20 protein-coding genes and 1 riboswitch are annotated in these 25,105 nt (G+C 72.3%); of the genes, 14 read left to right on the top strand and 6 right to left on the bottom strand.

The window, feature by feature from the left end; all coding sequences use genetic code 11:
* Positions 1-2: 2 nt before the first annotated feature.
* From BZB76_RS15490 to BZB76_RS15475, 4 genes are all read right to left on the bottom strand, one after another.
* On the bottom strand, positions 3-1,364 hold the full coding sequence (locus BZB76_RS15490; RefSeq protein ID WP_246006966.1) for a M48 family metallopeptidase: 1,362 nt from the start codon (positions 1,362-1,364) through the stop codon (positions 3-5).
* A gap of 156 nt (positions 1,365-1,520) precedes the next feature.
* Positions 1,521-2,789, bottom strand: a complete 1,269-nt coding sequence (locus BZB76_RS15485) for a hypothetical protein (RefSeq protein WP_121435066.1) — start codon at positions 2,787-2,789, stop codon at positions 1,521-1,523.
* A 116-nt stretch (positions 2,790-2,905) separates the two neighbouring features.
* Positions 2,906-3,103: riboswitch (cyclic di-AMP (ydaO/yuaA leader) on the bottom strand.
* A gap of 343 nt (positions 3,104-3,446) precedes the next feature.
* Positions 3,447-4,403, bottom strand: a complete 957-nt coding sequence (locus tag BZB76_RS15480) for a C40 family peptidase (RefSeq protein WP_246006965.1) — start codon at positions 4,401-4,403, stop codon at positions 3,447-3,449.
* A 290-nt stretch (positions 4,404-4,693) separates the two neighbouring features.
* The gene (locus tag BZB76_RS15475) at positions 4,694-6,148 is read right to left on the bottom strand and encodes an NYN domain-containing protein (protein ID WP_246006964.1); all 1,455 of its coding nucleotides are present in this window, start codon (positions 6,146-6,148) and stop codon (positions 4,694-4,696) included.
* Between the two features lie 147 nt (positions 6,149-6,295).
* On the opposite strand from BZB76_RS15475, the gene BZB76_RS15470 reads away from it, so the two are divergent.
* The 3 genes from BZB76_RS15470 to BZB76_RS15460 are packed head-to-tail and all read left to right on the top strand — an operon-like array spanning position 6,296 to position 9,226.
* Complete coding sequence (locus tag BZB76_RS15470; RefSeq protein ID WP_121435064.1) at positions 6,296-8,131, top strand: DEDD exonuclease domain-containing protein; 1,836 nt, start codon at positions 6,296-6,298, stop codon at positions 8,129-8,131.
* A gap of 4 nt (positions 8,132-8,135) precedes the next feature.
* On the top strand, positions 8,136-8,885 hold the full coding sequence (locus BZB76_RS15465) for a rhomboid family intramembrane serine protease (RefSeq protein ID WP_121435063.1): 750 nt from the start codon (positions 8,136-8,138) through the stop codon (positions 8,883-8,885).
* Positions 8,886-8,938: 53 nt separating this feature from the next.
* Positions 8,939-9,226, top strand: coding sequence for an Lrp/AsnC family transcriptional regulator (locus BZB76_RS15460; protein WP_121435062.1), 288 nt, complete (start codon positions 8,939-8,941; stop codon positions 9,224-9,226).
* Positions 9,227-9,418: 192 nt separating this feature from the next.
* On the opposite strand, the gene trpD is transcribed toward BZB76_RS15460, so the two are convergent.
* Both trpD and BZB76_RS15450 read right to left on the bottom strand, forming a co-directional pair.
* Positions 9,419-10,462 carry an anthranilate phosphoribosyltransferase gene (gene trpD / locus BZB76_RS15455; protein ID WP_121435061.1) on the bottom strand — a complete coding sequence of 348 codons (1,044 nt, stop codon included), beginning with the start codon at positions 10,460-10,462 and terminating at the stop codon, positions 9,419-9,421.
* A 32-nt stretch (positions 10,463-10,494) separates the two neighbouring features.
* Positions 10,495-10,917, bottom strand: a complete 423-nt coding sequence (locus tag BZB76_RS15450; protein ID WP_121435060.1) for a response regulator transcription factor — start codon at positions 10,915-10,917, stop codon at positions 10,495-10,497.
* A 63-nt stretch (positions 10,918-10,980) separates the two neighbouring features.
* On the opposite strand from BZB76_RS15450, the gene ctaE reads away from it, so the two are divergent.
* The 11 genes from ctaE to BZB76_RS15395 all read left to right on the top strand — a co-directional run bounded on the left by ctaE (position 10,981) and on the right by BZB76_RS15395 (position 24,903).
* Complete coding sequence (gene ctaE, locus BZB76_RS15445; RefSeq protein ID WP_475647899.1) at positions 10,981-11,667, top strand: aa3-type cytochrome oxidase subunit III; 687 nt, start codon at positions 10,981-10,983, stop codon at positions 11,665-11,667.
* Positions 11,668-11,721: 54 nt separating this feature from the next.
* A complete protein-coding gene (gene qcrC, locus BZB76_RS15440; RefSeq protein WP_121435059.1) occupies positions 11,722-12,633 on the top strand; it encodes a cytochrome bc1 complex diheme cytochrome c subunit in 912 nt (303 codons plus the stop codon).
* Positions 12,630-13,760, top strand: coding sequence for a cytochrome bc1 complex Rieske iron-sulfur subunit (qcrA, locus tag BZB76_RS15435; RefSeq protein ID WP_121435058.1), 1,131 nt, complete (start codon positions 12,630-12,632; stop codon positions 13,758-13,760). The genes qcrC and qcrA overlap by 4 nt, the downstream gene beginning before the upstream one ends.
* The gene (gene qcrB / locus BZB76_RS15430; protein WP_121435057.1) at positions 13,757-15,382 is read left to right on the top strand and encodes a cytochrome bc1 complex cytochrome b subunit; all 1,626 of its coding nucleotides are present in this window, start codon (positions 13,757-13,759) and stop codon (positions 15,380-15,382) included. The genes qcrA and qcrB overlap by 4 nt, the downstream gene beginning before the upstream one ends.
* 70 nt (positions 15,383-15,452) lie before the next feature.
* Positions 15,453-16,577, top strand: a complete 1,125-nt coding sequence (locus BZB76_RS15425; RefSeq protein WP_121435056.1) for a glycosyltransferase family 4 protein — start codon at positions 15,453-15,455, stop codon at positions 16,575-16,577.
* 133 nt (positions 16,578-16,710) lie between these two features.
* A complete protein-coding gene (locus BZB76_RS15420; RefSeq protein ID WP_147449439.1) occupies positions 16,711-18,252 on the top strand; it encodes a penicillin-binding transpeptidase domain-containing protein in 1,542 nt (513 codons plus the stop codon).
* A 789-nt stretch (positions 18,253-19,041) separates the two neighbouring features.
* Positions 19,042-20,541 carry a hypothetical protein gene (locus BZB76_RS15415; RefSeq protein ID WP_121435054.1) on the top strand — a complete coding sequence of 500 codons (1,500 nt, stop codon included), beginning with the start codon at positions 19,042-19,044 and terminating at the stop codon, positions 20,539-20,541.
* Positions 20,538-21,335 (top strand): ferric reductase-like transmembrane domain-containing protein, encoded by a 798-nt coding sequence (locus tag BZB76_RS15410; RefSeq protein WP_147449438.1) that lies wholly within the window; start codon positions 20,538-20,540, stop codon positions 21,333-21,335. Before BZB76_RS15415 ends, BZB76_RS15410 begins: the two co-directional genes overlap by 4 nt.
* The gene (locus BZB76_RS15405; protein ID WP_121435052.1) at positions 21,332-22,843 is read left to right on the top strand and encodes an NADH-quinone oxidoreductase subunit NuoF family protein; all 1,512 of its coding nucleotides are present in this window, start codon (positions 21,332-21,334) and stop codon (positions 22,841-22,843) included. The genes BZB76_RS15410 and BZB76_RS15405 overlap by 4 nt, the downstream gene beginning before the upstream one ends.
* Before the next feature lie 128 nt (positions 22,844-22,971).
* A complete protein-coding gene (locus tag BZB76_RS15400; protein WP_246006963.1) occupies positions 22,972-23,604 on the top strand; it encodes a DUF4142 domain-containing protein in 633 nt (210 codons plus the stop codon).
* A gap of 45 nt (positions 23,605-23,649) precedes the next feature.
* Positions 23,650-24,903: a DUF1996 domain-containing protein gene (locus BZB76_RS15395; protein ID WP_121435051.1), complete on the top strand. Its 1,254-nt coding sequence runs from the start codon at positions 23,650-23,652 to the stop codon at positions 24,901-24,903.
* The last annotated feature ends 202 nt before the right edge of the window (positions 24,904-25,105 follow it).

Here is a 25,105-nt window from a genome sequence, read left to right as displayed (position 1 = left end):
GGTCAGCGCAGCGGCGGCGGCTGCGGCACGCGGTGCATCCGGGCCCACGTCCGGGCCATGGCGATCCGGTCGGGGCCCGACGGGTGCGTCAGCCACATCACGTACTCCAGCGCGTCGGGACGCAGGTCGGAGATGTTGCGCACCGACAGCTCGTGCTGCATCGACACGAACGTCGCGGGGTCGCGGGTGAGGTTCAGGGCGTGCGCGTCGGCGCGGGCCTCGATGCGGCGGCTGACGAGGTTCTGGACGGGCGCGCCGATCTGCGTCCCCGCCGCCACCAACGCGAGGACGAGCGCGATGGACCGGGGATCCGCGGCGCCGCCCCCGCGGTCGTCCGGGGCGCCTCCCGGCGGGCCGGTGGGAGCGACCCCGGCGCGGCGCAGGAGCCGTGGAGAGGTCATCAGGAGGTACAGCAGGCACATGGCCCCGGCGATGCCGAGCGCGCCCACCAGCGTCCCGTACAGGACGTCGTCGCGCTTGGCGTGGCCGAGTTCGTGGGCGACGATCGACTCGACGCGGGCGGGCGGCGACTCCAGCAACGTGTCGTACAGGACGATCCGCCGCGTGGAACCGAACCCGGACACGTAGGCGTTCAGTGAGGTCGTCCTGCGGGACGCGTCCGCGACGAGCACGTCCTCGACCGGGACGCCGTCCCGCCGGGCCATGTCGAGCAGGTCGCTGCGCAGTTGCCCCTGCGGCAGCGAGTGGAACTTGTTGAACACCGGCTCGACGGCGATCGGGTAGACGAACGACACCAGCACGACGAGGAGGAAACCGCCCGCGGCGGCGCCCGTCCACCAGTAGCGCGGGAAGCGGCGCGCCACCCAGTACAGGAGCAGCAGCGCGATCGTGGAGATGATCCACGTGACGCCGAGGGACTTGACCTGGTCCAGGAGCCACGCAGGCCACGTCTGCGTCGACAGCCCGTACCGGCGCAGCACCGACTCCCGCCAGGCGTCGAACGGCAGTCCCGCGACGCGCAGCAGCACCGCCAGCGCGGCGGACGCGACGACGACCCGCAGGAGGCGATGGCCGGTACGGGAGGTGACCCGGCCGATGAACCGCGCGCCGAGCGGAGTCAGCCCCAGCACGAGGACCAACGCCAGACCGACGACGAGGCCCGAGTAGGCGGGCGGGTTGATGGCCGAGTCGAACGCCCGGGACCGGGCGATCTCGGCGGGGGAGAAGTCGAGCGCCGGGTCGGGTCGCACGCGCCCACCGGGGACATGGCCGGGCAGCGGGTTCCACGGCGTCGTCAGGGCGAGGACGGCCGCGACGGCCGCGAACAACGCCCCGGCGGCGACGGCGGCCGCCGTACGCGGCCTCCGCATCCCGCCCGCGCCGTCCGCCCCACCCTCACTCATGTCCATTGTGAGGGGCCGACCTCCCACGCCCCCGACTCGCTGCGCCCACTCGTGTGCGGTGTGGGGGGCGACCCCCCACGCCCCTCGACTTGCTGCGCTCAGTCGTGTGCTTTGTGGGGGGCCGACCCCCCACGCCCCTCGACTCGCTGCGCTCACTCATGCGAGCTCCTTCTTCACGTAGTCGCGCCACAACGAGGTGAACCCCGCCCGGGTGAGGCCCAGAACGTCGCGCAGCGCGGTCTCCTCCGGGACGCGCCCGGCGGTCCGGTAGAGCCGCACGAGCGTCGCCTCACCGTACCGGGCCGCGATCATCCGGCAGGCGAGCCAGGCCTCCTGGTACGTCTGGGACAGGCGTGGGGAGCCGCCGGAGAACGCCGAGGGGGCGGGCAGCGCGGCCGGGATCCGGCCCGCCGCCACCTCGCGGCGCAGCTCCCCGGCCGCCGCCCGGACGCCGACCTTCGCGCCCCGGTAGCCGACATAGTCGGCGAAGCCCTCGATGAGCCACAGCGGCGTCGTGCGGTCGCGCGCGCCGCCGGTGGCGACATGGGTCAGCTCGTGGGTGAGCACCACGTCGCGGCCGAGGTCGTTGAGCCGGCCGAAGGTGCCGGGGGCGATGATGACGCGGTCCTCGCCCCACCGCTCGCCCGGCCGGCCGTTTCCGGCGGACGGCACGACGGTCGCCAGCGCGGCGATCTCACTGAGGCGCTGTCCGGGGCCGGCGAGCGCGGCCGCGAGCGAGGCGTCGGCGGGCACGAGCGCGACGGCCCGCCGCGCCCAGCCCTTCCCGACGACCCCGCTGACGACGGGGACGGCCGCGTCGAGGCGGTCCGCGATCTCGTCGAGGCCGGTGGCGTCCCCGACGGCGAGGCATGCGCGGCCCTGGACCACCGTCAGCGGCCCGCCGTCCCAGATCTCCGCGTCGTCGTCGAACCCGTGCGGGGAGCCGTCGCCGACGATCGTCCAGGCGCCGGAGCGCGGGGCCAGGGTCAGATAGCGGGTGCGGGCCACGTCGCCCCGGTCGAAGCCGCGCAACCTGTAGCGCATCTCGACGCGGACGACCGCGACGCTCCTGTCGCCTTCCACGCGCTGGACGGTGACGGCGTGTTCTCTCCAGCCGTCCAGCGGAAGTCTGCGGAGGTTGCCGTAGAGGCGGGCCTGGGCGTCCCGGAACGCGGCGGGCGCGGAGCCGACCGTCGCGAGGAACGCCGTGCGGTCTCCGTTGACGACGGCGCGCGCCCGGTCGGCGAGGACGGCGGCGGCGTCGTCCGGGCGGAACGCGTCGGCGTGCTCGCCCTTCTGCGCCCGGGGCTTCACGCCGTCGCCGGGACGTGTCCCGACGAGCACGGCGCCGCCCGCGAGCAGCGCCGCGGCTCCGCCCGCGCCGAGCGCGAGTGCCCGGCGTCGTGTGACCGGGCCGTCCACCATGCGCGCGATCCTATTCAGCCGGCGACCGGCGGGACGTCACACACCGGCGTGACGTGGGAAAAGAACGGGCGTGGTCGCGTCTGCGACCACGCCCAGGTAACGCGGTGGATTCACTCCTGTTCTCCCTGGACGCCTACCGGGTTAGCTGACGGGTTCGGGCGAGGAAGTGGCCCTACGACGGGCGCTCACCGGTCGTTCGGGAGAGACACGTCGATTCACCCCGGGCGCCGGACGTCGTCCAGGAACGGTCCCTGGACTTCCGGCGGTTCTGGGTCCCCGGTTCCGCGCTTCGGCGGATTCGGCGCTGGCTGATGTTGTGTGCGGACGGCTTCCCGTCACCGGGGCCGTCCGGAGCCTCACCCGGGAAACCGCCGTGGCAGCGCTCTCAGCGCCATGCCCGCTGGGGCGTGCGCACGGTGGCCGGGTCGGCCGGGGGGAGGCGGCACGTGGCTCGGGCCGCCGTTCACGCGACGAACGTATGCGTCGCGTGGGGTCGCGGCGCCTGGTGGGCGTCGCGTGGTCACGGCGTCTGGCGGGCGTCGTGAGGTGAACAAGGTACCAAAGCCCCAAGAGATGGCAAACCCCTACAAAACCAACAACGGACCAGGTCAGAGAGCCTGGTCCGTTGTCGAAGGCGTTCGCCCGGCCGGGAAGGCGTCAGGGACGCCCGGCGCCGTAGTAGTTGTTCAGGTAGTAGCCCGAGGTGATGCTCACGACCTCCACCGTCTTGCCGGTACGCGGGGCATGGATCATCTGACCGCCGCCGATGTACAGGCCCACATGGCCGAGGCTGCTGAAGAACACCAGGTCACCGGGTTGCAGGTCGCTCTTGTCGACCCGCTTGGTGGCGGCGTACTGGCTGTGGGTGGTGCGCGTGATGTTGACGCCCGCCGCCGCCCACGCCTTCATCGTCAGGCCGGAGCAGTCGTAGGTGTTGGGCCCCTCGGTGCCGTAGCCGTACGGCTTGCCCTTCTGCGCGAAGGCGAAGTCGAGCGCGACACGGGCCGGGCCGCTGGCCGGGCCGTTGTAGCTGCCGCCGGTCGCGCCGCCGCGTCCACCGGTGGAGGACGAACCGCCGCCGAGCCGCCTGACCAGCGCCTCCTGCTTCTTGACTTCCTTGTCGAGCTGCTGCTTCTGCTTCTTGAGCTCGTCGGTCTTGGCCTTCACCTCTTCGTAGGCGGCCTTGGCGACGGCCTGCTCACGGCGCAGTCGCTGCGCGGTTGCGAGGAACTGGGTGAGCTGGGAGCTGCGCTCCTTCGACAGATGCGAGAACACCGCGGCCTGGTCGAGGACCGACTGCGGGTCCTTGCTGCCGACGAAGCCGGTCACGTCCGTCGACTCGCCGTTCTTGTAGGCGTCGGCGGCCATCTGGGCGATCCTGGTGCGCTGCTGCTCGAAGGTCGCCTCTTCGTTCTTGCTCGACTTCGTCGCCGCGTCGAGCTTCCTCTTGGCGATCTTGAGCTTCTCGCGGTTCTGGTTGTACTGCTCGACCTTCTGGTCCATCTCCTCGTTGAGCTTGTCGAGCTTCTTCTCGGCCTGCGCCCTGCTCGGCTTGGGCTCGGCCTGAGCCGCCAGGGGGGAGGCGAGGGAGAGCGCCACCGTCAGGGAGGTCACGGCCGCCAGGCGACGGGAGACGCCTCTGCTCGCCGAGCCGCCTCTCCGGTCGCGCCACTGCGCTGGTGCCCCGATGAGATCTTTGGCCACGGTCGGTCTCGCCCCTCTCGTCCACGACGTCAGCGGACGACACTAGCGAGGGTCAACACCCGTCACAACCGATTCGTCGCTCTTTGATCGACATAAACGGTCGATGTCCACTTACCGTAAGATCAAGATCACCGAGCGCGTGACCTGCCTTAACGGTGCGTTAGCGCCGACTTAACACCCTTGCCGTTCGTCCGCTCGCGCTAGGACCTGCCGAGCCGTCGCAGCAGCAGGGTCGACGGGCACGGCCGGGCGCTGGCGCGGCGTGCCGCGTCCGCGACCTCCCGGTCGGACGACACCACCACCACGGCGCGGCCCGGCGGCTCGGCCCGCACCAGGTCGCCGATCAGCTCGTCCGCGGTCTGGCCGGGGCGGCTGAACAGCACCCGGACGCCGCGCGGCGCCGCGATCGCCACCGGCGCGTCCAGCTCCGCGCCGTCGAACACGCACGTCACCTCGGCGCGCGTCTGCGCGGCGAGCCCACCGAGCCCCGACAGCAGCCGGCTGCGCTGGTCGGCCAGCGGCAGGTCGCCGTACCCGGTCTTGGTGACGTTGTAGCCGTCCACGATGAGATGGACGCGCGGCAATGTCAACAGCCGGTCGAGCAGCTGCGGATCGCTGTCGGACAGCGCCCGGCCCGGCAGCGCCCGGTGCGCCAGCCGGTCCGGCTCCAGGGCGCCGACCGCGTCCGCGGGACGCTCGATGGTGGACGGCAACGCCAGCTCGCGGCGGACGCCCTGCGCCGCGTCCACGAGCGTGTCGAGCAGCATCCGCAGCCGGACGTCCTCGACATTGCGTCCCTCGCGCGCGGCCCGCTTGGCGGCCTCGGCGGCGGCCTCGGCCTGGCCGGCGCGGGCGCGCAGCCTGCGCAGCTCCTTCTCGGCCGCGGCCGTCGACTCGCGCGCGGCGGCGAGCGTGCGCTCGGCCTCGGCCTCGACCGCGCCGGCGCGCTCCTCGGCGGCCCGGTACCGCACCCGCGCCTCGTGCAGCTTGCGGCGCAGGTCCGACACCTCCGCCTTGCTGTCGCGCAGCTCGGCGCGCAGCCGCTCCACCTCGGTGGCGCGGGCGGTGCGGGCGGCGGCCAGCTCCTCCTTCAGCGCGGCGACGCGGCGTTCGGCGGCCTCCTCCTCGGAGGCGGTGGCGGAGCGTTCCAGTTCGGCTCGCGCGGCCTCGACGAGCCGGGTCCAGCCGGTGGGACGCAGCAGGTAGGCCAGCACCGCCACCCGCACCGGGTCGGCGGCCGGCGGCACGCGCCCGCCCTCGACGGATTCCACCAGGTCGGCCTGCTTCTCCCGGAGCGGCTCGGCGACCCGCCGCCGGAAGCCGGAGTCCTTCTCCAGCGCCGCCGCGATGTGCTGCCCGGCGAGCTTGGCGCGCTTGCGCCGCTCGAACCGCGCGAACCGGCGCAGCGGCGCGGGCACGTCGTCGACCGGCAGGCCCCCGATCATCTCGGCGGCGACCTCCACGACCGCCTGGCGCACGGCCTCCGGCAACGGTCGGCTCAGGGTTTCCGCGGGTTCCTGCTCCGCGGGCGCCCTCGTCGCGGGTCCTGTCTCCGCGGGTTCCTCGGTGCCGGGGGTCGCTTCGGGGCCGCTGTCGATGATCCCGCTCCTTCCGGGCTTCGCCGCCGGTGGGCTGTGTCTTTCCGAGCCGTTCACGCCTTGACCAGGGCGAACGTGCGATCGGACGGATGGTGCCCGGCCTCCCCTTACCGTTCCCGCGGCCCCCTTTTCACGGGACGTGCCGGCGCCCTCCAACCCTAGCGGGCCGGGCTTCTGTCGGTGGGGTCCTCTACGGTCCAGCTCATGACGGCTGCGCACGGTGTCCAGGGGGCCGGTGTTCAGGGGGCCGGTGTTCAGGGAACCCTGGACGACCTCGGCACGCCACTGTCCGAGGTGACCTTCGTGGTGGTCGACCTGGAGACCACGGGCGGCTCGGCCGCCGACTCCGCCATCACCGAGATCGGCGCGGTGAAGGTCCGCGGCGGGGAGGAGCTCGGCGAGCTCGGCACGCTGGTCGACCCCGGCGGGCCCGTCCCGCCGTTCATCACCGCCCTGACCGGCATCACCACGGCGATGGTGACGGCGGCGCCGAAGATCGAGTCGGTGCTGCCCGCGTTCCTGGAGTTCGCCCGCGGCTGCGTGCTCGTCGCGCACAACGCCTCGTTCGACATCGGGTTCCTCAAGGCCGCGTGCGCCGCGCACGGCTACGCCTGGCCCGCGTTCCCGGTCGTCGACACCGTCGACCTGGCGCGGCGCGTCCTGTCCAAGGACGAGGTCCCCAACTGCAAGCTCGGCACGCTCGCCCGCTTCTTCCGCACGACCAACGAGCCAACGCACCGCGCCCTCGCCGACGCCCGCGCCACCGTCGAGGTGCTGCACGGCCTGATCGAACGGCTCGGCTCGTTCGGCGTCACCTCGCTGGAGGAGATGCGCGGCTTCGCCAAGGCCCCGACGCCCGAGCAGCGCCGCAAACGCCACCTCGCCGACGACGTCCCGAGCGCGCCCGGCGTCTACCTCTTCGAGGACGGCTCCGGCGAGGTCCTGTACGTCGGCAAGAGCGGCGACCTGCGCACGCGTGTCCGCAGCTACTTCACCGGCTCGGAGACCCGGTGGCGCGTCCGGGAGATGGTCGGGCTGGCCGAGAGCATCCGGACGATCGTGTGCGCCACCGGGCTCGAGGCCGAGGTCCGCGAGCTGCGCCTCATCGCCGAGCACAAACCGCGCTACAACCGCAGGTCCAAGTTCCCCGAACGCGCGATCTGGCTGAAGCTGACCGTGGAGCCGTTCCCGCGGCTGTCGATCGTCCGGGAGTGCCGCGCCGACGGCGCCCGCTACCTCGGGCCGATCTCGTCGCGGCGGCAGGCCGAGGAGGCCCGTGCGGCGCTGCACGAGGCCGTTCCGCTGCGGCAGTGCACCCAGCGGTTGACCCCGCGGCTGATCGAACGCGGCCGGGCGCGCGTGTGCGCGCTCGCCGAGATCGGACGCTGCGGCGCGCCCTGCGACGGCCGCGAGTCCGCCGACGCCTACGACGTCCATGTCGACACCGCCCGTTCGATCATGGAGGGGGACGTGCGTCCGGTCGTGGCCGCCGCGCGGGTCCGGATCGACCGGCTCGCGTCCGAGCTGCGCTACGAGGAGGCCGCCGCGCAGCGCGACCGGCTGGCGGCGTTCGTCCGCGCCGCCGCGCGCGGGCAGCGCCTCGCCTCGCTGGCCGGGCTGCCGGAAATGGTCGCGGCCCGCCCCGCCTTCGACGGTGGCTGGGAGCTGTCGGTGGTGCGCTACGGGCGGCTCGCCGCCGCGGGGACCGTGCCGTCCGGCGCCCACCCCCGTCCCTACGTCGACGCGCTCGTCGCGACCGCCGAGACGGTCTTCCCGCCGTCGGGTGAGGCGCCCGGCGGCGTCGCGCTCGGCGCGCCGCCCTCCGCGGGCGCCACCGCGGAGGAGATGGAGTGCGTCCTGCGCTGGCTCGACCTGCCCGGGGTCCGCCTCGTCGAGGTGGACGGCGCCTGGACGTGCCCCGCGCACGGCGCCGAGGGCCTGCGGGAGTGGATCGACCGTGCCTACGAGACGGCCTACGGGCCGGCGGACGAGTCGGCGCGCGGGCCGTCCCGTCGGCGGAGCGGCCGCCCACTAAGGTGACGGGGTGGCCCTGCCCCTCTACGACAGCCAGCCGGCCCGGCGCGTCCCATGGGTCACCTACCTGCTGGTCGCCGCCAACGTGGTGGTGTTCCTGCTCACGCCGATGTCGAACTTCGCCACCTGGTACGGGGAGGACCGGGTCCGCGAGTGCCGGGCCGCGCACTTCGCCTACGAGTACGGCGCCGTCCCGAAGGAACTGACGACCGGCGACCAGCGGCCACTCCCGTCCGACATCGCCGACGACTGCGGGCCCGCGACCTTCGACAAGGCGCCGTGGACGTCCGCGTTCACCTCGATGTTCCTGCATTCCGGCGCGCTGCACCTGCTGGGGAACCTGGTCGCGCTGTTCGTCGTCGGCATGGGCGTCGAGGACCGGCTCGGACGGTGGCGCTACCTGCTCGCCTACCTGCTGTTCGGGCTCGTCGCCGTCTACGGGTTCGCCTGGACGTCGCCCGACTCGACCGTCCCGCTCGTCGGGGCGTCCGGCGCCATCGCCGGGGTGATGGGCGCGTACGTGATCCTCAACCCGCGCGGCCGGATCGTCAGCTACGTCCCGCCGATCATCGTGGTCCGGCTTCCGGTGTGGGTGGTGCTCGGGTACTGGTTCGTCCTGCAGTGGTTGTCGCTCGGCGACGACGAGAGCAACGTCGCCTACACCGCGCACATCTACGGGTTCGTCGCCGGGGTGGTCTTCGCCCTGCTCGCACGCCGCGCGGGCCCCGCCCGGCGCCTGGCCGCCCTGAGCCGCGGGTGATCCACGACCTCCCGATAGGGTCGGACCGTCCGTGATCTCAGGGGAGGGTGGAAATGGTCACTGCGATCGTGTTCGTCAAGGCCGACGTGGCGCGCATCCACGAGGTGGCCGAGACGATCGCGGCGCTGGAGGGCGTCAGCGAGGTCTACTCCATCACCGGCGACCACGACCTCATGGCGATGGTCCGGGTACGGCGGCACGAGGAACTGAACGACGTCATCCCGGGTCGTGTCAACAAGGTCCCCGGCGTCGTCGGCACCGAGACGCACATCGCGTTCCGCACCTACTCCCAGCACGACCTGGAGCAGGCCTTCGCCCTAGGTCTCCCAGACGCCGACTGACGAACCGACCTCAGCCCGTCACCGCAACCCCGCAACAACCCCGAGGTCTGCGATCGCGTCCGAAGGCAGGTTTCGAGCTTGCGAGAACCTGATCGCGCGGCGAGCCGCAAGGCGAGTCGGAGTCGATGCCGGCGATCGCACCGCGGTTCACGACGATGGAGGCCCACCAGGGCCGAAGGAGGAGTGCGCTGCTTAGAAACTCTGCGACGTCTCGATCCACCGGTCGAGCAGGGCGGTCGCCTCACCGGAGTCGACGGCCGCCGCGGCGCGGTCGTAACCGCCACGCAGCGTCGCGGTGAGCGCGTCCGGGGCGGGCGCGCCCTCGTAGGCGGTGATCAGCGCGGCGGCGTTCAACAGCACCATGTCGCGGACCGGGCCGGGCCGACCGGCGAACGTCTCGCGCGCCACCCGGCCGTTGAACTCGGCGTCGGCGCCGCGCAGGTCGTCCGGCCGCGCCGGCGGGATGCCGAGGTCGGACGGGTCGAACGTGGTCTCCGTCGCCGTCCCGTCGCGGACGACCCACACCGTCGAGGTGCCCGTCGTGGTGAGTTCGTCGAGGCCGTCGTCGCCGCGGAACACCAGGGACGAGCAGCCGCGCGCCGCGAACACGCCCGCGACGACGCCCGCCATCCGCGGGTGGAACACCCCGACCGCCTGGAACTTGGGGCGCGCCGGGTTGGTCAGCGGGCCGAGGAAGTTGAAGACCGTGGGCGTGCCGAGTTCGCCGCGGGTCCGCGCGGCGTGCTTGAGCGCCGGGTGGTAGAGCGGCGCGAAGCAGAAGGTGATGCCGATCTCCTCGGCGATCCGCGCGGTGGCCTCGGGCGGCAGGTCGATGGCGACGCCGAGATGCTCCAGCAGGTCGGCGGCGCCACAGGACGACGACGCGGCCCGGTTGCCGTGCTTGACGACCCGGACGCCCGCCGCCGCGGCGACGACCGCGGCCATCGTGGACACGTTGACGGTGTGCGCCCGGTCGCCGCCCGTCCCGACGAGGTCGGCGATGGGGCCGGGGACGTGGATGGGCGTGGCGTTGTCCATCATGCCCTCGGCGAGACCGGTGACCTCCTCGACCGTCTCGCCCTTGGCGCGCAGCGCGACCGCGAAACCCGCGATCTGCACGTCGGTGGCCTCCCCGGCCATGATGCTGTTCATCGCCCAGGAGGTCTCCTCGCTGGTCAGCGAGTCGCCCGCGAGCAGGGCGTTGAGCAGTGCGGGCCAGGTGGTGCGCGCGTCCATGTCCACTACCGAAGGTCGGGGGCCGGGTCGGGTTACAGGGCCGGGAGGCGGTTCTCGAGGCGGTGGCGCATCAGACCGGCGACCGCGTTCGCGACGGCCATCGGGTCGAGCGGCAGGCTCACCACGGCCTCGGCGCGCGACCAGGTCGCGAGCCAGCCGTCGTCGCGGCGGCCGATGACGGCCAGGACCGGCGGGCAGTCGTAGACCTCGTCCTTGGCCTGGCGGCACACGCCGAGTCCGCCCGCGGGCTGCGCCTCGCCGTCCACCACCAGCACGTCGATGTCGCCCTCGTCGAGCCGGGCCACGACGGCGGGCTGGGTCGCGATCTCCACGAACTCGACCTTCGGGAGGTCGGCGGCCGGACGGCGCCCGACCGCCATCCGGATCTGGGCGCGGGTGTTCGCGTCGTCGCTGTAGACGAGGACCTTCATCGGTCGCTCCGGGACGGTGCTCATGGACGTGAAGAGTACCCGGTCGGGGCCGGGCGGGACACGCGCGGGAACCCTTGGAGGGGGGTCATGCGTCACTCACTGGATAGGGGCGCAATAATGCTGCCCGTGACAGCATCCGCGATTGAAACAACACCTCACGCACGGGCGAACCGTCCCAATCTGGTCAGCGTGGGGACGATCGTCTGGCTGTCGTCCGAGCTGATGTTCTTCGCGGCTCTGTTCGCGATGTTCTTCACGATCCGCTCCGTGACGATCGGCCAGTCCGGTGAAGAGGCGTGGCCGGGCGCCCCGCTGGACCTGCCGCTGTCGTCGGTCAACACGACCATCCTGGTGCTGTCCTCGGTGACCTGCCAGATGGGCGTGTTCAAGGCGGAGGCGGGCAAGGTCGGCCGCGACGGCGGCCTATTGAACTTCCGGAGTTGGGGCCTGCGCGAGTGGTATGTCCTGTCGTTCCTGATGGGCGCCTACTTCGTCGCCGGCCAGGCCTACGAGTACTACAACCTGGTCACAAAGGACGGGCTGACCTTCTCGTCCTCGGCCTACGGTTCGATCTTCTACCTGGCGACCGGTTTCCACGGCCTGCACGTCGTCGGCGGCCTCATCGCCTTCCTGTTCATCCTCGGGCGCACCTACGCCGCCAAGCGGTGGACACACGAGCAGGCGACGAGCGCGATCGTCGTGTCCTACTACTGGCACTTCGTCGACGTCGTGTGGATCGGCCTGTTCTCGGCCGTCTACCTGCTCGACCTGTGACCGCCGCAAGACGACCCTGACCGACCACCAGACATGACCCGAACGGGGAAATCCGTGAAAAGGATCACCGCATGGCGACGGCGCCCCTGGGCGGGCTACGCCGTCGTGCTGGCGGCCCTGGCGGCGATCGGCGTGATCTACGCCGGGTTCTCGCCGCAGACTGACCGCGCCGAGGCGACGAACAACGCCCAGGCCGCGCAGGACCTGAAGAACGGCCAGCAACTGTTCAACAAGAACTGCGCGAGCTGTCACGGCCAGAACGCCGAGGGCACCAAGGACGCAGACGGCAAGCCGATCGCGCCGAGCCTCATCGGCGTCGGCGCCGCGTCCGTCGACTTCCAGGTCAGCACGGGCCGGATGCCCGCGGCCAACCCCGGCGCGCAGATTCCGCGCAAGGAGCCGATCCCTCCGTTCGACACCTCGATCAAGACCGACTACGAGGAGCACGAGGAGCGGGAGGCGGCCGAGAAGCAGAAGGCCCAGGCGGAGAAGAACCTGCGCGACCTGAACGCCTTCATCCAGTCGCTGGGCGGCGGCCCCGAGGTCCCGCCCGCCTCTGCCGTCGACCCGGCGAAGGGCGACGTCGCGCTCGGCGGCAAGCTGTTCCGCACCAACTGCGCCCAGTGCCACAACTTCACCGGCCAGGGCGGGGCGCTGACCGGCGGCAAGTACGCGCCGCCGCTGTCCGGCGACGACGTCACGCCCACCCAGATGTACGAGGCGATGCTGACCGGCCCGCAGGCCATGCCGGTGTTCAACGACACCACCCTCACGCCGAAGGAGAAGCAGGCGATCATCGCCTACCTGGTGCAGACGAGGGAGGAGCCGAACCCGGGTGGTAACGGTCTCGGCCGCATCGGCCCGGTGAGCGAGGGTCTGGTCGGGTGGCTGATCGGAATCGGCCTGCTCGTGCTGGCGGCCATGTGGATCACCGCGAAGAAGCCGAAGAAGCTGAAGAAGTCATGAGCGACGACAACAAGGACACCGCGGGCGACCAGGAACCCCGCGAGGAGGGCGCGCGCGAGGGCGGAGCCCGGCGCGAGCGGATCGTCGGCACGCCGTCTCCGGCGAAGGAGAAGGCGCTGCTCGCCGAGGACGACATCTCGGCGCCCGCCGGTGTGGGCGAGCAGCTCGACGAGGCGTCGATGAAGCGGGCGGAGCGGGTCGTCGCGACCCTGTTCCTGGTCGCGTTCGCGTCCAGCGTGACGTTCATCGCCTACTTCATCGGGTGGAGCGGCCGCGACGGCGGCATGCACGGCGTGCTGCGCGCCCGCGAGTCCAACTTCTGGCTCGGCGGGACGATGGCGCTGTCGTTCCTGGCGCTGGCCGCGGGCGTGACGATCTGGGTACGCCGGTTGATGACCAGCAAGCCGATCATCCAGGAGCGGCACGAGCTGGTGTCCGACGAGGAGTCCAGGGCCGCGTTCGCCCGCGACTTCATGGAGGGCGCCGAGGACAGCGGCATCACCAAGCGGCCGCTGCTGCGCCGCACGCTGCTGCTGGCCGCCGCGCCGCTCGGCCTGGCGCCGCTGGTGCTGCTGCGCGACCTCGGCCCGCTGCCGGAGAAGCGGCTCCGCCACACCTACTGGGGCGAGGCCGTGCGCCGGGCCCAGCAGGAGGGCAAGAAGGGCGTCCGCCTGGTCGTGGACGGCACCCACCGGCCGCTGAAGGTCAGCGACTTCGCCACCCCCGGCAGCATGATCACCGTGCTGCCGGAGGGCGTCGAGGAGCATGTGCCCGAGGACGAGGTGCTCACGCAGAACGCCAAGGCGGTCACCATCCTGATCAACGTCCCGGCGGACCAGTTCAAGCCCGCGAAGGGACGCGAGAACTGGCACGTCAACGGGATCGTGGCGTACTCCAAGGTGTGCACGCACGTCGGCTGCCCGGCCGCGCTGTACGAGCAGACGACGCACCACATCCTGTGCCCGTGCCACCAGTCCACCTTCGACGCCACCGACGCCGCGAAGGTGATCTTCGGTCCGGCGGCGCGGCCGCTGCCGCAGCTTCCGCTGTCGGTGGAGGACGGGTACATCATCGCGACCAGCGATTATCACGAGCCGGTCGGACCGAGCTTCTGGGAGCGCGGATGAGCGACACGACCGCACCGAAGGCGATCGAGGGCACCCTCGGCTTCATCGACGAGCGGCTCGGTTCCACGACCTTCTTCCGGCGCAACGTCAAGAAGGTCTTTCCGGACCACTGGTCGTTCATGCTGGGCGAGATCGCCCTGTACTCCTTCGTCATCCTGCTGCTGACCGGGACGTTCCTGACGCTCTGGTTCCAGCCGAGCATGAAGGAGGTCGTGTACGACGGCTCGTACACGAAGCTGCAGGGCGTGAAGATGTCCGAGGCCTACGCCTCGACGCTGCACATCAGCTTCGACGTGCGCGGTGGTCTGCTGATGCGGCAGATCCACCACTGGGCCGCGATCCTGTTCATGGCGTCGATCCTGGCGCACATGCTGCGCGTGTTCTTCACCGGCGCGTACCGCAAGCCGCGCGAGCTGAACTGGCTCATCGGCATCAACATGTTCATGATCGGCATGCTGGAGGGCCTGTTCGGCTACTCGCTGCCCGACGACCTGCTGTCCGGCACCGGGCTGCGGATCACCCAGGGCGTCCTGGAGTCGATCCCGCTGGTCGGCACCTACGGCTACATGTTCCTGTTCGGCGGTGAGTTCCCCGGCCAGGACATCATTCCGCGCCTCTACGTGCTGCACATCCTGCTGATACCGGGACTGATCCTCGGGTTGGTCACCGCCCACATGATGATCATGTGGCATCAGAAGCACACGGCGATGCCGGTCAAGAACCAGACCGAGAAGCAGGTGTACGGCTACCCGTTCTACCCGGTGTTCATGGCCAAGACGGGCGCGTACTTCCTGTTCACCTTCGGCGTCACGGCGCTGCTCGGGGCGTTCGCGCAGATCAACCCGATCTGGTTGTTCGGACCGTACGATCCCGGCGCGATCTCGTCCGGTTCCCAACCCGACTGGTACATGGGCGTCCTGGAAGGCGCCCTGCGCATCATGCCGGGCTGGGAGATCAGCGCGTGGGGCCACACGGTCAGCTTCAACGTGCTGATACCGGCGACGCTTCCGCTCGGCATCGTCTTCGGCGGCGCGATGGCGTGGCCGTTCGTCGAGGCATGGATCACCGGCGACAAACGCCAGCACCATGTCAACACCCGGCCCCGCAACGCCCCGGTCCGCACCGCGACCGGTATCGCCGCCGTGACGTTCTACGGGCTGCTGTGGCTCGCCGGCGCGAACGACGTCCTCGCCGAGCGGTTCCACGTTTCCCTGTTCGCCACGACCTGGTTCTTCCGTGTGACGGTCATCCTGGGCCCGATCGTGGCGTTCATCATCACCAAGCGGATCTGCCTGGGCCTCCAGCGCCGGGACGCCGACGTCATCGGCCACGGCGTGGAGAGCGGCGTCATCATGATGTCGCCGGAGGGCAAGTTCTCCGAGCGGCACGAGGCGCCGCGCGAGGACGAGAAGATCGTCCTGCTGTCGAAGGAGAACGCCCGGCCGGAGGCGCCCGCGCGGGACGCCAGGGGCGTTCCCGCCCCCGGTGCCAAGGGCCCGATCGGGCATCTGCGCTCGCGGCTGAGCCGCGCGTGGACCTTCGACGACATTCCCGTCGAGGAGCACGGGCACGGCGAGCACGAGGCGATCGAGAGCGGATCGGACTCCCAGGTCAGGCACTGACCCGGAGACCCTCGGGGCCCGGCGCCGTCACGGCGGCACCGGGCCCTTTCCCATGCACGCTGGAAGAACGATGAAGACCCTGTTCGTCACCAACGACTTCCCGCCGCGTCCGGGCGGCATCCAGGCGTTCGTGCACGGTCTCGCGGCGCGGCGCCCGCCCGGCGCGGTGGTCGTGTACGCACCGGCGTGGAAGGGCGCGGCGGAGTTCGACGCGGAGCAGCCCTTCCCGGTCGTCCGGCACCCGGGTCCGCTGATGCTGCCCGAGCCGACCGTGCTGCGGCGGGCCGGGGACGTCCTGCGCGCGGAGGGCTGCGACACGGTGGTGTTCGGGGCGGCGGCGCCGCTCGGTCTGCTTGCCCCGGCGCTGCGGCGGCGCGGCGCCGCGCGGCTCGTCGGGATCACACACGGCCACGAGGCGGGCTGGGCGTCCCTGCCGGTCGCGCGGAACCTCCTTGGCCGCATCGGTGACTCGGTGGACGCGCTGACCTACCTCGGCGAGTACACCCGGTCCCGCATGGCGGGCGCGCTGTCCCCGGAGGCCGCGGCGCGCATGGCCCGCCTGGCGCCCGGCGTGGACGACACGGTGTTCCGTCCCGGCGCGGGCGGTGCCGAGATCAGGGCCCGGCACGGCCTGTCGGACCGTCCGGTGGTGGTGTGCGTGTCCCGCCTGGTGCCGCGCAAGGGCCAGGACGCCCTGCTCCACGCGTGGCCGCACGTGCTGCGCGCGGTCCCGGACGCGGCGCTCCTCCTCGTCGGCGGCGGCCCCTACCTTCCCACCCTGCGGCGCCTCGCCGTCTCCCTCGGCGTGGACGGGTCGGTCGTGTTCACCGGGGGCGTGCCGTGGGACGAGCTGCCCGCCCACTACGACGCGGGCGACGTGTTCGCGATGCCGTGCCGCACCCGTCGCCGTGGTCTGGACGTGGAGGGGCTCGGGATCGTCTACCTGGAGGCGTCGGCCACCGGCCTTCCCGTCGTGGCGGGGGACTCCGGCGGCGCGCCCGACGCCGTCCTGGAGGGGGAGACCGGTCTCGTCGTGCCGGGACGTTCCGTTCTCCGCGTCGCCGAGGCCGTCACCGCACTGCTCTCCGACCCGGAGCGGTCCCGCCGAATGGGTGAGAAGGGTCGATCCTGGATCGAAAGCGAATGGCGTTGGGAAACCCAGAGTGCCCGATTGGACACGCTTCTCACTCCATGAAACACGGGCCGTAAGGTTCCGAAGGAGATGGGGCGCCGCAAATAGTTGTGATTGCCGCGTTCCATTTCATGTACGAATATCCGGACCCTGAGATGATCATCTTCGATGTCAGCCGGTGCGTGGAGGTGGACGGGTGCGGTATCGAGGCGTGGTGGCGCTGGCCGGGGTGTTAGCCGTGGTGCTGGTGGGAGGTCTCGTGGTGGGCTGGATGCTGCGCCCCGACCGGGACCCCGACACCGCCGAGCGGGTAACGGCCGGATACTTCGCGGCGTGGCGGAATGGGGACCTGGAGAAAATGCGCGAGTTCGTCGCCGATCCGCCCGCGAGCTTCGCCGCGCAGCACAAGGCGCTGTCGGACGGTCTAGCGGTCACCAGCATCGAGTTGAAGCCGGGCCCCGTCGTCCGGTCCGGTACGGACGCCGCGCGCGTCGCTTTCCAGGTGACTCGCAATCTCGCCGGGCACGGGGACTGGTCGTTCGCCTCGGAACTGCGGCTCGGGCGACGCGAGGGGCGGTGGCGTGTCCTGTGGTCGCCCGCGACGCTGTATCCGGGGCTGAGAGGCGGCGGCCAGTGGGCGATGCGTCAGGTGAACGTCCCGGCCCTGTCCCTGACCGCACGGGACGGGCGGCCGTTGCCGGACGACGGGCCGCTCGCGCCCTATGTCGCCGGGATCGCGTCCCAGCTCGAGGAGGTCGAGGAGCAGACCGCCTGGGCGGTCGAGCTCCGTGACGGCGGCGGGCGGCCGCAGCGGGTCAAGCTGTTCGGCGTCGAGAAGGGCAGGGAGATCGAGACGACGCTGGACCGGCGGATACAGCAGGCGGCGGAGAAGGCGCTGGAGTCCGCCCCGGAGCGGGCCGCGATCGTGGCGCTCCGGCCGAAGAGCGGTGCGGTCCTCGCCATGGCCGACAGGCTCGGCGGGCTCGGCGCCGTCATCGGTCGCTACCCGCCCGGCTCGACGTTCAAGGTGGTGACCGCGGGCGCGCTGGTCGCGGACGGGTCCGGTGCCGGAACCGGGGTCGACTGCCCGGCCTCGGTGGTCACGGCACAACGCACCATCCGCAACGACGGGGATCACGCGCTCGGCCGGACGACGCTGCGGGACGCGTTCGCCGCGTCCTGCAACACGACGTTCGCGCGGCTCGCGGTCGAACGGCTCGGCGTGGCCAAGATGGTGGCGAGCGCACGCCGCTTCGGCTTCGGCATGCCGATCACCCCGGGCGTGAACGCCGTGGAGGGGAGTTACCCCGAGCCGCACAACGGCGCCGAACTGGCGGAGTCGGCGATCGGGCAGGGGCAGGTCGAGGCGAGCCCGCTACTGATGGCGTCGGTGGCGGCGGCCGTGGCGGACGGGTCCTGGCGGTCGCCCCGGCTGGTGTCGCCGAAGCTGATCCGCGAGGGCGGGGGAGTGACACCGGAGCCTCGCGCGATACTGGGGGCGGCGGCGCTGCGCACGATGATGACGGCGGTCGTCACCGGCGGCACCGCCGCCGGGGCCGGGCTCCCGGACGGCACGGCGGGCAAAACCGGCACGGCCGAGTTGGGCGACGGGCGGTCGCACGCCTGGTTCATCGGCTACCGCGACGACATCGCGTTCTCGGTCTTCGTCGAGGCGGGCGGCTCGGGCCCGAAGGTCGCGGTGCCGTTGGCCGCCCGTTTCCTGCGGGGACTGCGCTGAACGCCTCCCGCGCAGACGCGTTGAACATGTCACGGAGTTCGCGCGTATTGCAGGGGAGAACGGATCGACCGCGAGATCGGGATGGCACGTTTTTTCGGCACCAACGCGCGTCTGAGTGACCCACGGGGCGTATGCTCCCGGGAGTGATCGAGCGGATTCGCACCGGAATCCGTTCGGGGAACGCGGTTGGAGCGAGCGGGCTCCCGTACCGCGGTTCCCGATGTCTCAGCGGGACCGCCGCCGGGCGAGCAGCCTGACGGCACGGAGCCACCGGCGTTCGCCGAGCCCTCCGTCTCCTCCACAGGAGAGGGCATGGCGCGACGCGATATGGGGCATGCGTCCCGGAACGATACGCATGCCGAATGGTGGGCAGAGCCGCCCGCGCGCCCCTCGTCGAGACCCGAGCCCCGGCAGGGGCCCAGGTCCGAGGAGCCGCAGTGGCCCGAGGGGTCCTGGTGGTCACAACAGCCGGACTGGTCCGAGCGCGGACGACGGTCGTCCCGCCGCGGACCGAGCCGGCGCGCGACGAAACGGCGCGAGAAGGCCGAGGCGGAACGGTCCCGCGGAAGTGCGGAGCGGCCGCGACCCCGTCCAGGGCGGGACGACGGTTCGCGGCGCGACGACGGGCGGGACGACGGGTGGGCCGACGGGCGGGAAGACGCGCGCACGGACCGGTTCGGCGCGCGTAACCGGCCCCCCGAGCCCCGGACACCGCCGCCTGACCCGCGTGGCCGACCCCCACGGGAACGTGCCGACCGGTTCGACGCCCGGACCGAACGGCTCGGCGCCATGCCCGAGCGGAACGACGCGCGGATGGGCGGACCCGCACCTCGCCGGGACCGTTCCCGCGAGACCCGGCCGCGCGGGGCCGCGCCGCGCGAGACCGCGCCGCGCGAGACCCCGGCACGCGGGACCTGGGCCCGGGGCGCCGAACGGCCACGTCCCCGGCGACGCCCGGAGCGTCGGGCACGGCGCGGCGTCCCGCCGAGGCCGGGCCCGAAGGCGAGACCGCGGCGCGGCCGGGGCCCGAGCGACCGGCTCGGCATCGGCGCGATCGTGCTGTCCACCGCCGTCGGCCTCTCCCTGCTCGGCATCGCCGAACGGGCGTTGCTGGAAGGCGGGCCCATCGGCGGGCCGTCGAGCCCCATCGGCTCCGAGCGCGCGCTCACGCCGCCGAGGTCCGGCGGCGGCTCCGACGATCCCGCCCGGCGGGATCCCCGGCCCGGCCAGAGCGGCGCGCCGGGCCCGCGCAGCGGCCCGGACCTGCGGCTCCTGACCACGCGCGTCCGGAAACTGACGCTGGAGCAGCGCGGTGTCGCCGCCCGCCGTGCCTACGGCGCCGCCTCGAACGCGGCGCCGATCGTGGGCACCACCCGGACCAGCGCGGACAAGACCTGGGTGTTCGGCACCACCGCGATCCCCGTCCCCGCCGCGAGCGCCGCGAACCCCGAGGTCGCGTTCTACGCGGCGCGCTGGACCGGCCGGGAATGGCAGGTCGCGCTGTCCGGCGGACGCCTGTTCGACGACCTGCTCGGCGCCGTCTCCACCGACGTCATGCCGGTCGCGGAGGCCAGGGCCCTGCGCCGGTACGCGACGGTCACGGCCGCGCAGGCCGCCGCGCTCGTCACGGGGGCGCGCGGCGGAGCCGGGTTGATGCTGCCGTGGAAGGTCGGTGAGGCGTGGTCGATGACGACCTCGGACGGGTCGCGGCCCCCGCGCCCGCTGGCGTCGCTGGCGTTCTCGGGCGGCGACGGGCGCGTCCTCGCGTCCGGCGAGGGCCACCTCTACCGCTTCTGCGCCGACCCGGCGGGTCACGCGATGCTCATGGTGATCCATCCGAGCGGTGTCGCGACCACCTACCACCATGTCGGGGACGTGCCGGCGGAGCCGCGCGACGGTGCCGTCGTCGAACAGGGCGACCCGCTCGGCCGCACCGGCACCGTCCGGCCGTGCGGCGGTGCCGCCGCGCCCCGCGCCGAGGTCGCGTTCGGGGTCCGGCGCGGCGGCGGAACGGTCCCGCTCGACGGCGCGCGGATCGGCGGCTGGACGTTCCGCGAGGACGCCGAGCCACCGCGCGGGTTCGCCGAACGCGGCGTCCTCCAGGTGCTCCCCGGGGGGCTGCTGGCCAACCTCGGCCCGGTCCCCCCGGCGGACGAGTCCCCGACCTCCCCGGCCACTCCGTCCTCCCCGCCGTCCCCGCCGCCCTCCGACGTCCCACCGGAGGACGGCGCGGGACCGGTCGCCGCTCCGGCGACGGCCGCAACTCCAGAAGAGGAGTCCGATCGGTGAGAATTCGCAACAGTGATGATCCCGCTGTGCCCGGCTGGGTGCTGCGCGTGGTGCTCGTCGGCGCGGTGCTCGTCCTCGTCGGCGCGGCGACCCCGCAGGGCGCCGTCGCGGTCGCGAACGTGCAGTACTTCCTCAACTTCTACGCCGGGGTCTTCGCGCTGCTCGCCTACACCACCGCGGTGATGAGCGGGCTGCTCGCGACCGAACGGCTGATCCTGCACATCCGGCACCGGGTGCTCGCGCAGGCCCTGCACCGCGCCGCCGCCGTCGTGGCGACCGCGATGCTCGTCGCGCACGTCTCGGTGAAGGTGATGGCGGGGCTGGCGCTGCCCACCCAGATCGTCGTCCCGTCCGTCGGACCGGTCGGGCTCGGCACCGTCGCCGCCGACCTGATGATCATCATCGTGGTCACCGGGGTGCTGCGGGCCCGGTTCGCGTTCCGCGGCAACGCGTGGGTGTGGCGGTCGATGCACGTCCTCGCCTATGTCTCCTGGCCGACGGCGATCGTGCACGGGCTGGTCGCCGGGAGGTCCGCCGCGCCGTGGGTGGTGCTGTCCTACGTGCTGAGCGTGGTGTTCGTCGTGCTCGCGCTGATCACCCGGATCATCGTCGTGATCAAACCGCGGGAGCTGTCCCGGCTCGGCGACGAGACCGACGCGTTCTCCCGGCCGGACGGCGCCGGACGGCGCCGCGACCGGCGCGCCATGGCGGCCTGGGAGCACGAGGAGGCCCGTGCCGCCGCCGCGGCCCGCGGCGGTACCGGCGACGTCCGCGATACCGAGGTCCTGCGATGACCTCGACCGTCACCGTCTCCGGCATCGACGGTCCCCGGCTGACGCTGGGGTTCGACCGGTTCGACCGGCTGGACCTCGACCGGCACCTCGCCGTCCACGGAAAGCTCCGCGCGCCGACGCTGGAAGACCTGGTCCGGGCATGTGAACAGGTCGACCTTCGGGGGCGTGGCGGCGCGGGCTTCCCGTTCGCCCGCAAGCTCACGGCGGTGGCGGCGCGGGTGCGGTACCCGACCGCGGACCCGGCGCCGCTGCCCGGCGAGCGGCGCGACGGCCGCGGCTCCTGCGAGGACGTCGTCGTGGTGGTGAACGGCGCCGAGGGCGAACCCGGCAGCGCCAAGGACAAGGTGCTGCTGACCCGGGCGCCGCACCTGGTCCTCGACGGCGCGCAGCTCGCCGCGTCCGCGCTCGGCACCCAGCGGGTCGTCGTCGCCGTCGAGGACGACGAGGCGGCCCGGTCGGTCCGCGCCGCGATCGGCGAGCGGCGGATGCCCGCGCGGATCGTCCGGCTGACGGAGCGGTTCATCTCCGGCGAGAGCGGCGCGGTCATCCGCGCGATCAACGGGGAGACGCCGATCCCGCCGGGCGTCAAGGTACGCGCGGCCGAGTCCGGCGTGGACGGCTACCCGACGCTGCTGTCCAACACCGAGACGTTCGCGCAGCTCGCCGTGCTCGTCTCCCTCGGCCCCGACCTGTACGCCTCGGCCGGCACGCCGGACGAGCCGGGCACCACGCTGCTCACCGTCGGCGGCACCCAGGTCGTGGAGGCGCCGCTCGGCACGCCGCTCCAGGCCGTCCTCGACCGGTGCCAGGTGCCGCCGTCCCCGGGCGTGCTCGTCGGCGGCTACCACGGGATGTGGCTCGACCCGGCGGCGGTGTCCAGGGCCGTGCTGTCACGCGCCGGGATGCGCCGGGTCGGCGGGACGGTCGGCGCCGGGATCATCCTGCCGCTCACCCAGGGCACCTGCCCGCTCGGCGAGGTCGCCAGGATCGCCGCGTACCTGGCCGCGCAGTCCGCCGGGCAGTGCGGGCCGTGCCGGCTCGGGCTGCCCGACGTCGTCCGGTCCCTGAACGCGCTCACCGAGGGGGCCGGGACGGTCGAGGACGTCCGCCGCGCCGCGTCCGTCGGCCGTGGCCGTGGCGCCTGCACCCACCCGGACGGGACCGCCAAGTTCGTCGTGTCGGCGATGGAGGCGTTCGGCGCGGACATCGACGCGCACCGGTGGGGCGGCGGCTGCGGCCTCGCGACCTACGGGGTGCTGCCGTTGCCGGTGCCGGACGGCTCGGAGGGGCGGGTCGCGATCGACTGGAGCCGCTGCGACGGGCACGGCCTGTGCGCCTACCTCGTCCCCGAGCTGATCCAACTCGACCGCCACGGGTTCCCGGTCGTGCTCGGCACCGACATCCCGTCCTGGATGGAGAAGGACGTGCAGAAGGCGGTCGCGATGTGCCCGGCGCTCGCGCTGCGCGTCGTCGGCGGCGTCCCCGGCGCCCCCGCACGCCGTTCCTGACAATTTCCGGCACAAAAGAATCGGAAAAAGAACCTACGTCGTTGAACCCCGGAGCCGGCCCGGTGCGTATCTCCCACCGAACCCGTGCCGGGTCCGTCGAGAGATCCTCGAAAGGAGGAAGAAGTTCCTTGAGGAAATCCTACGGATATGCCGAACCGCGCCGACGTCGGCGCCTCGGTTCGGGTCGCGTCCTGTTGATTCTGGCGGCCGTGGCCGCGGTGGGGGCCGCGTTCGCGGTCGTCATGAATCCGGTCGGCGTTCCGGCCGGCGGGGCGGCGAACCTCGGCGGCACCGTCAACACCCGCTGGGGACGGTTGAGCGCCGCGGACAGGAAACTGCTCGTCGCGGTCCGGCAGGCCGGGCTGTGGGAGATTCCCGCGGGTCAGCAGGCGCAGCAGCGGGCCGCCAAGCCACGGGTCCGTGAGGTCGGCGAGATCATCATGCGGCAGCATGTGCAGCTGGACGCCGACGCCCGCGCCACGGCGCAGCGACTCGGCGTGCTCCTTCCCACCGAGCCCAACGGCAGCCAGAAAAGCTGGCTGAGAGAGATGTCGGGCAAATACGGGACCGAGTACGACAAGACGTTCGTCCTGCGGCTGCGCGCCGCGCACGGAAGTGTCTTCGCCGTCATCGCCAAGGTGCGCGCGCAGACCGAGAACACCGAGATCCGTGCGTTCGCCGAACGATCGATGAAATTCGTCAACACGCACATGTCGCTGTTGGAGAGCACCGGCCTGGTGCCCAGGCGCGCCCTCCGGTGACATGCGTTCCCCCGCAATATCCCCCGTACTAGGGAGTACCTTTTCATGGGACGAAAGAAGAAAGCCTTCGCCGTGATGATTCCGGCGCTCGCCCTCGCCTCCTCGGTCTGCCAGGCCGCGACCGGTGTCGCGGCCGCGGACGTCGGCGGCGCCCAGCAGCTCGCGGCCGACCCGACCGCCGACCCGACCGCCGACCCGACCGCGGACCCGACCCGTGACCCGACCGGGGAGCCGGGCGGCGACCCGGGCGGCGATCCGACGGGGGCGCCGACCGGCGATCCGACCGCCGAACCGACAGGTGAGGGCGATGTGCCCGGTGACGGCGACCGCAGGCGCGGGAACGGAACCGCCGACCCGCGCCCTCCCGGCGGTCAGAACGGGGGGCAGAACGGGGGCCAGAACGGTGACGGGGTGGCGCAGGGCCCGAGACGCGACCAGTTCGTCAGCATCCGCAGCGCCCCGCGCGTGCAACAGCCCCGGCAGAGCCGCCGCGGCTCACGCGGTGTCTTCTCGGTCAACTGCGGGACGAACGGAGGCCAGGCGCACAGCAACCCCGACAACGTCGTCGCGGCGCCGGGCGTCGTGAACGGCGCGCACCACATCCACGACTACGTCGGCAACCTCGACACCGATGCGTTCTCCACCGACGAGACCCTCGCCGCCGCCGGAACCACCTGCACGAACGGCGACAAGTCCACCTATTTCTGGCCGGTGCTGCGGCTGCGTTCCGGCCAGGACGGTTCCGACCGCGCCGAGCAGAGCCGCCGGGACGGCAACGTCGGCAGCATCGTCGAACCCTCCCGGGTGCGCCTGCAGTTCCTCGGCAACCCGAACGGCAGGGTGACCGCGATGCCGCGGTTCATCCGGATGGCGACCGGCGACGCCAAGTCGGCGACGAACGGCGGGGCCAACGCCAACGCGCAGTGGACGTGCACCGGCTTCGAGAACCGGGCGTTCACCGACAAGTACCCGCTTTGCCCGCGCGGCAGCGACGTGGTCCGCGTGCTGAACTTCCCGAGCTGCTGGGACGGCCGCAACACCGACAGCGCCAACCACCGCGACCACATCCGGTTCCCCGACGAGCGGACCGGCCGGTGTCCGAGCGGTACCCGGGCCGTGCCGCAGCTGCGGATGACGCTGGTCTACGACGTGCCCGCCAGGGCGCTGGCGTTCGCGCTCGACTCGTTCCCGGAGCAGGGGCACGACCCGGTGACCGACCACGGCGACTTCATCAACGTGATGAGCGACCGGCTGATGCGGCAGGCGGTCACCGCCATCAACTCCGGTCGCCGCCGCTGATCGGACGCCGTTTCTGATCGGATGCCGCTTCTGATCGGACACGCTCCTGATCGAACACGCTTCTGATCGAACACGCTTCTAACCGGACACCGTGTCCGGGAGGACCGGACCGCCCAGGGTGACCCCGAACGCGCGGCCGGTGAGGAGACGACGTGCCCGCCACGGCCTGTCGACGGCGCGCCTCACCGGCCGCGTCCGCCCG

This window comes from Actinomadura pelletieri DSM 43383, from assembly GCF_003634705.1.
Classification (GTDB): Bacteria; Actinomycetota; Actinomycetes; order Streptosporangiales; family Streptosporangiaceae; genus Spirillospora; species Spirillospora pelletieri.
The sequence above is the reverse complement of the archived record's forward strand: the minus strand, read 5'-3'. Positions and strand labels throughout refer to the sequence as shown.

What these genes read in the sequence shown, in the direction of transcription:
- BZB76_RS15490 (WP_246006966.1), bottom strand. Translation starts at nt 1,364, where the DNA reads ATGAGTGAGGGTGGGGCGGACGGCGCGGGCGGGATGCGGAGGCCGCGT.
- BZB76_RS15485 (WP_121435066.1), bottom strand. Translation starts at nt 2,789, where the DNA reads ATGGTGGACGGCCCGGTCACACGACGCCGGGCACTCGCGCTCGGCGCG.
- BZB76_RS15470 (WP_121435064.1), top strand. Translation starts at nt 6,296, where the DNA reads ATGACGGCTGCGCACGGTGTCCAGGGGGCCGGTGTTCAGGGGGCCGGT.
- BZB76_RS15460 (WP_121435062.1), top strand. Translation starts at nt 8,939, where the DNA reads ATGGTCACTGCGATCGTGTTCGTCAAGGCCGACGTGGCGCGCATCCAC.
- trpD (WP_121435061.1), bottom strand. Translation starts at nt 10,462, where the DNA reads ATGGACGCGCGCACCACCTGGCCCGCACTGCTCAACGCCCTGCTCGCG.
- BZB76_RS15450 (WP_121435060.1), bottom strand. Translation starts at nt 10,917, where the DNA reads ATGAGCACCGTCCCGGAGCGACCGATGAAGGTCCTCGTCTACAGCGAC.
- ctaE (WP_475647899.1), top strand. Translation starts at nt 10,981, where the DNA reads ATGCGTCACTCACTGGATAGGGGCGCAATAATGCTGCCCGTGACAGCA.
- qcrA (WP_121435058.1), top strand. Translation starts at nt 12,630, where the DNA reads ATGAGCGACGACAACAAGGACACCGCGGGCGACCAGGAACCCCGCGAG.
- qcrB (WP_121435057.1), top strand. Translation starts at nt 13,757, where the DNA reads ATGAGCGACACGACCGCACCGAAGGCGATCGAGGGCACCCTCGGCTTC.
- BZB76_RS15425 (WP_121435056.1), top strand. Translation starts at nt 15,453, where the DNA reads ATGAAGACCCTGTTCGTCACCAACGACTTCCCGCCGCGTCCGGGCGGC.
- BZB76_RS15415 (WP_121435054.1), top strand. Translation starts at nt 19,042, where the DNA reads ATGCCCGAGCGGAACGACGCGCGGATGGGCGGACCCGCACCTCGCCGG.
- BZB76_RS15405 (WP_121435052.1), top strand. Translation starts at nt 21,332, where the DNA reads ATGACCTCGACCGTCACCGTCTCCGGCATCGACGGTCCCCGGCTGACG.
- BZB76_RS15395 (WP_121435051.1), top strand. Translation starts at nt 23,650, where the DNA reads ATGGGACGAAAGAAGAAAGCCTTCGCCGTGATGATTCCGGCGCTCGCC.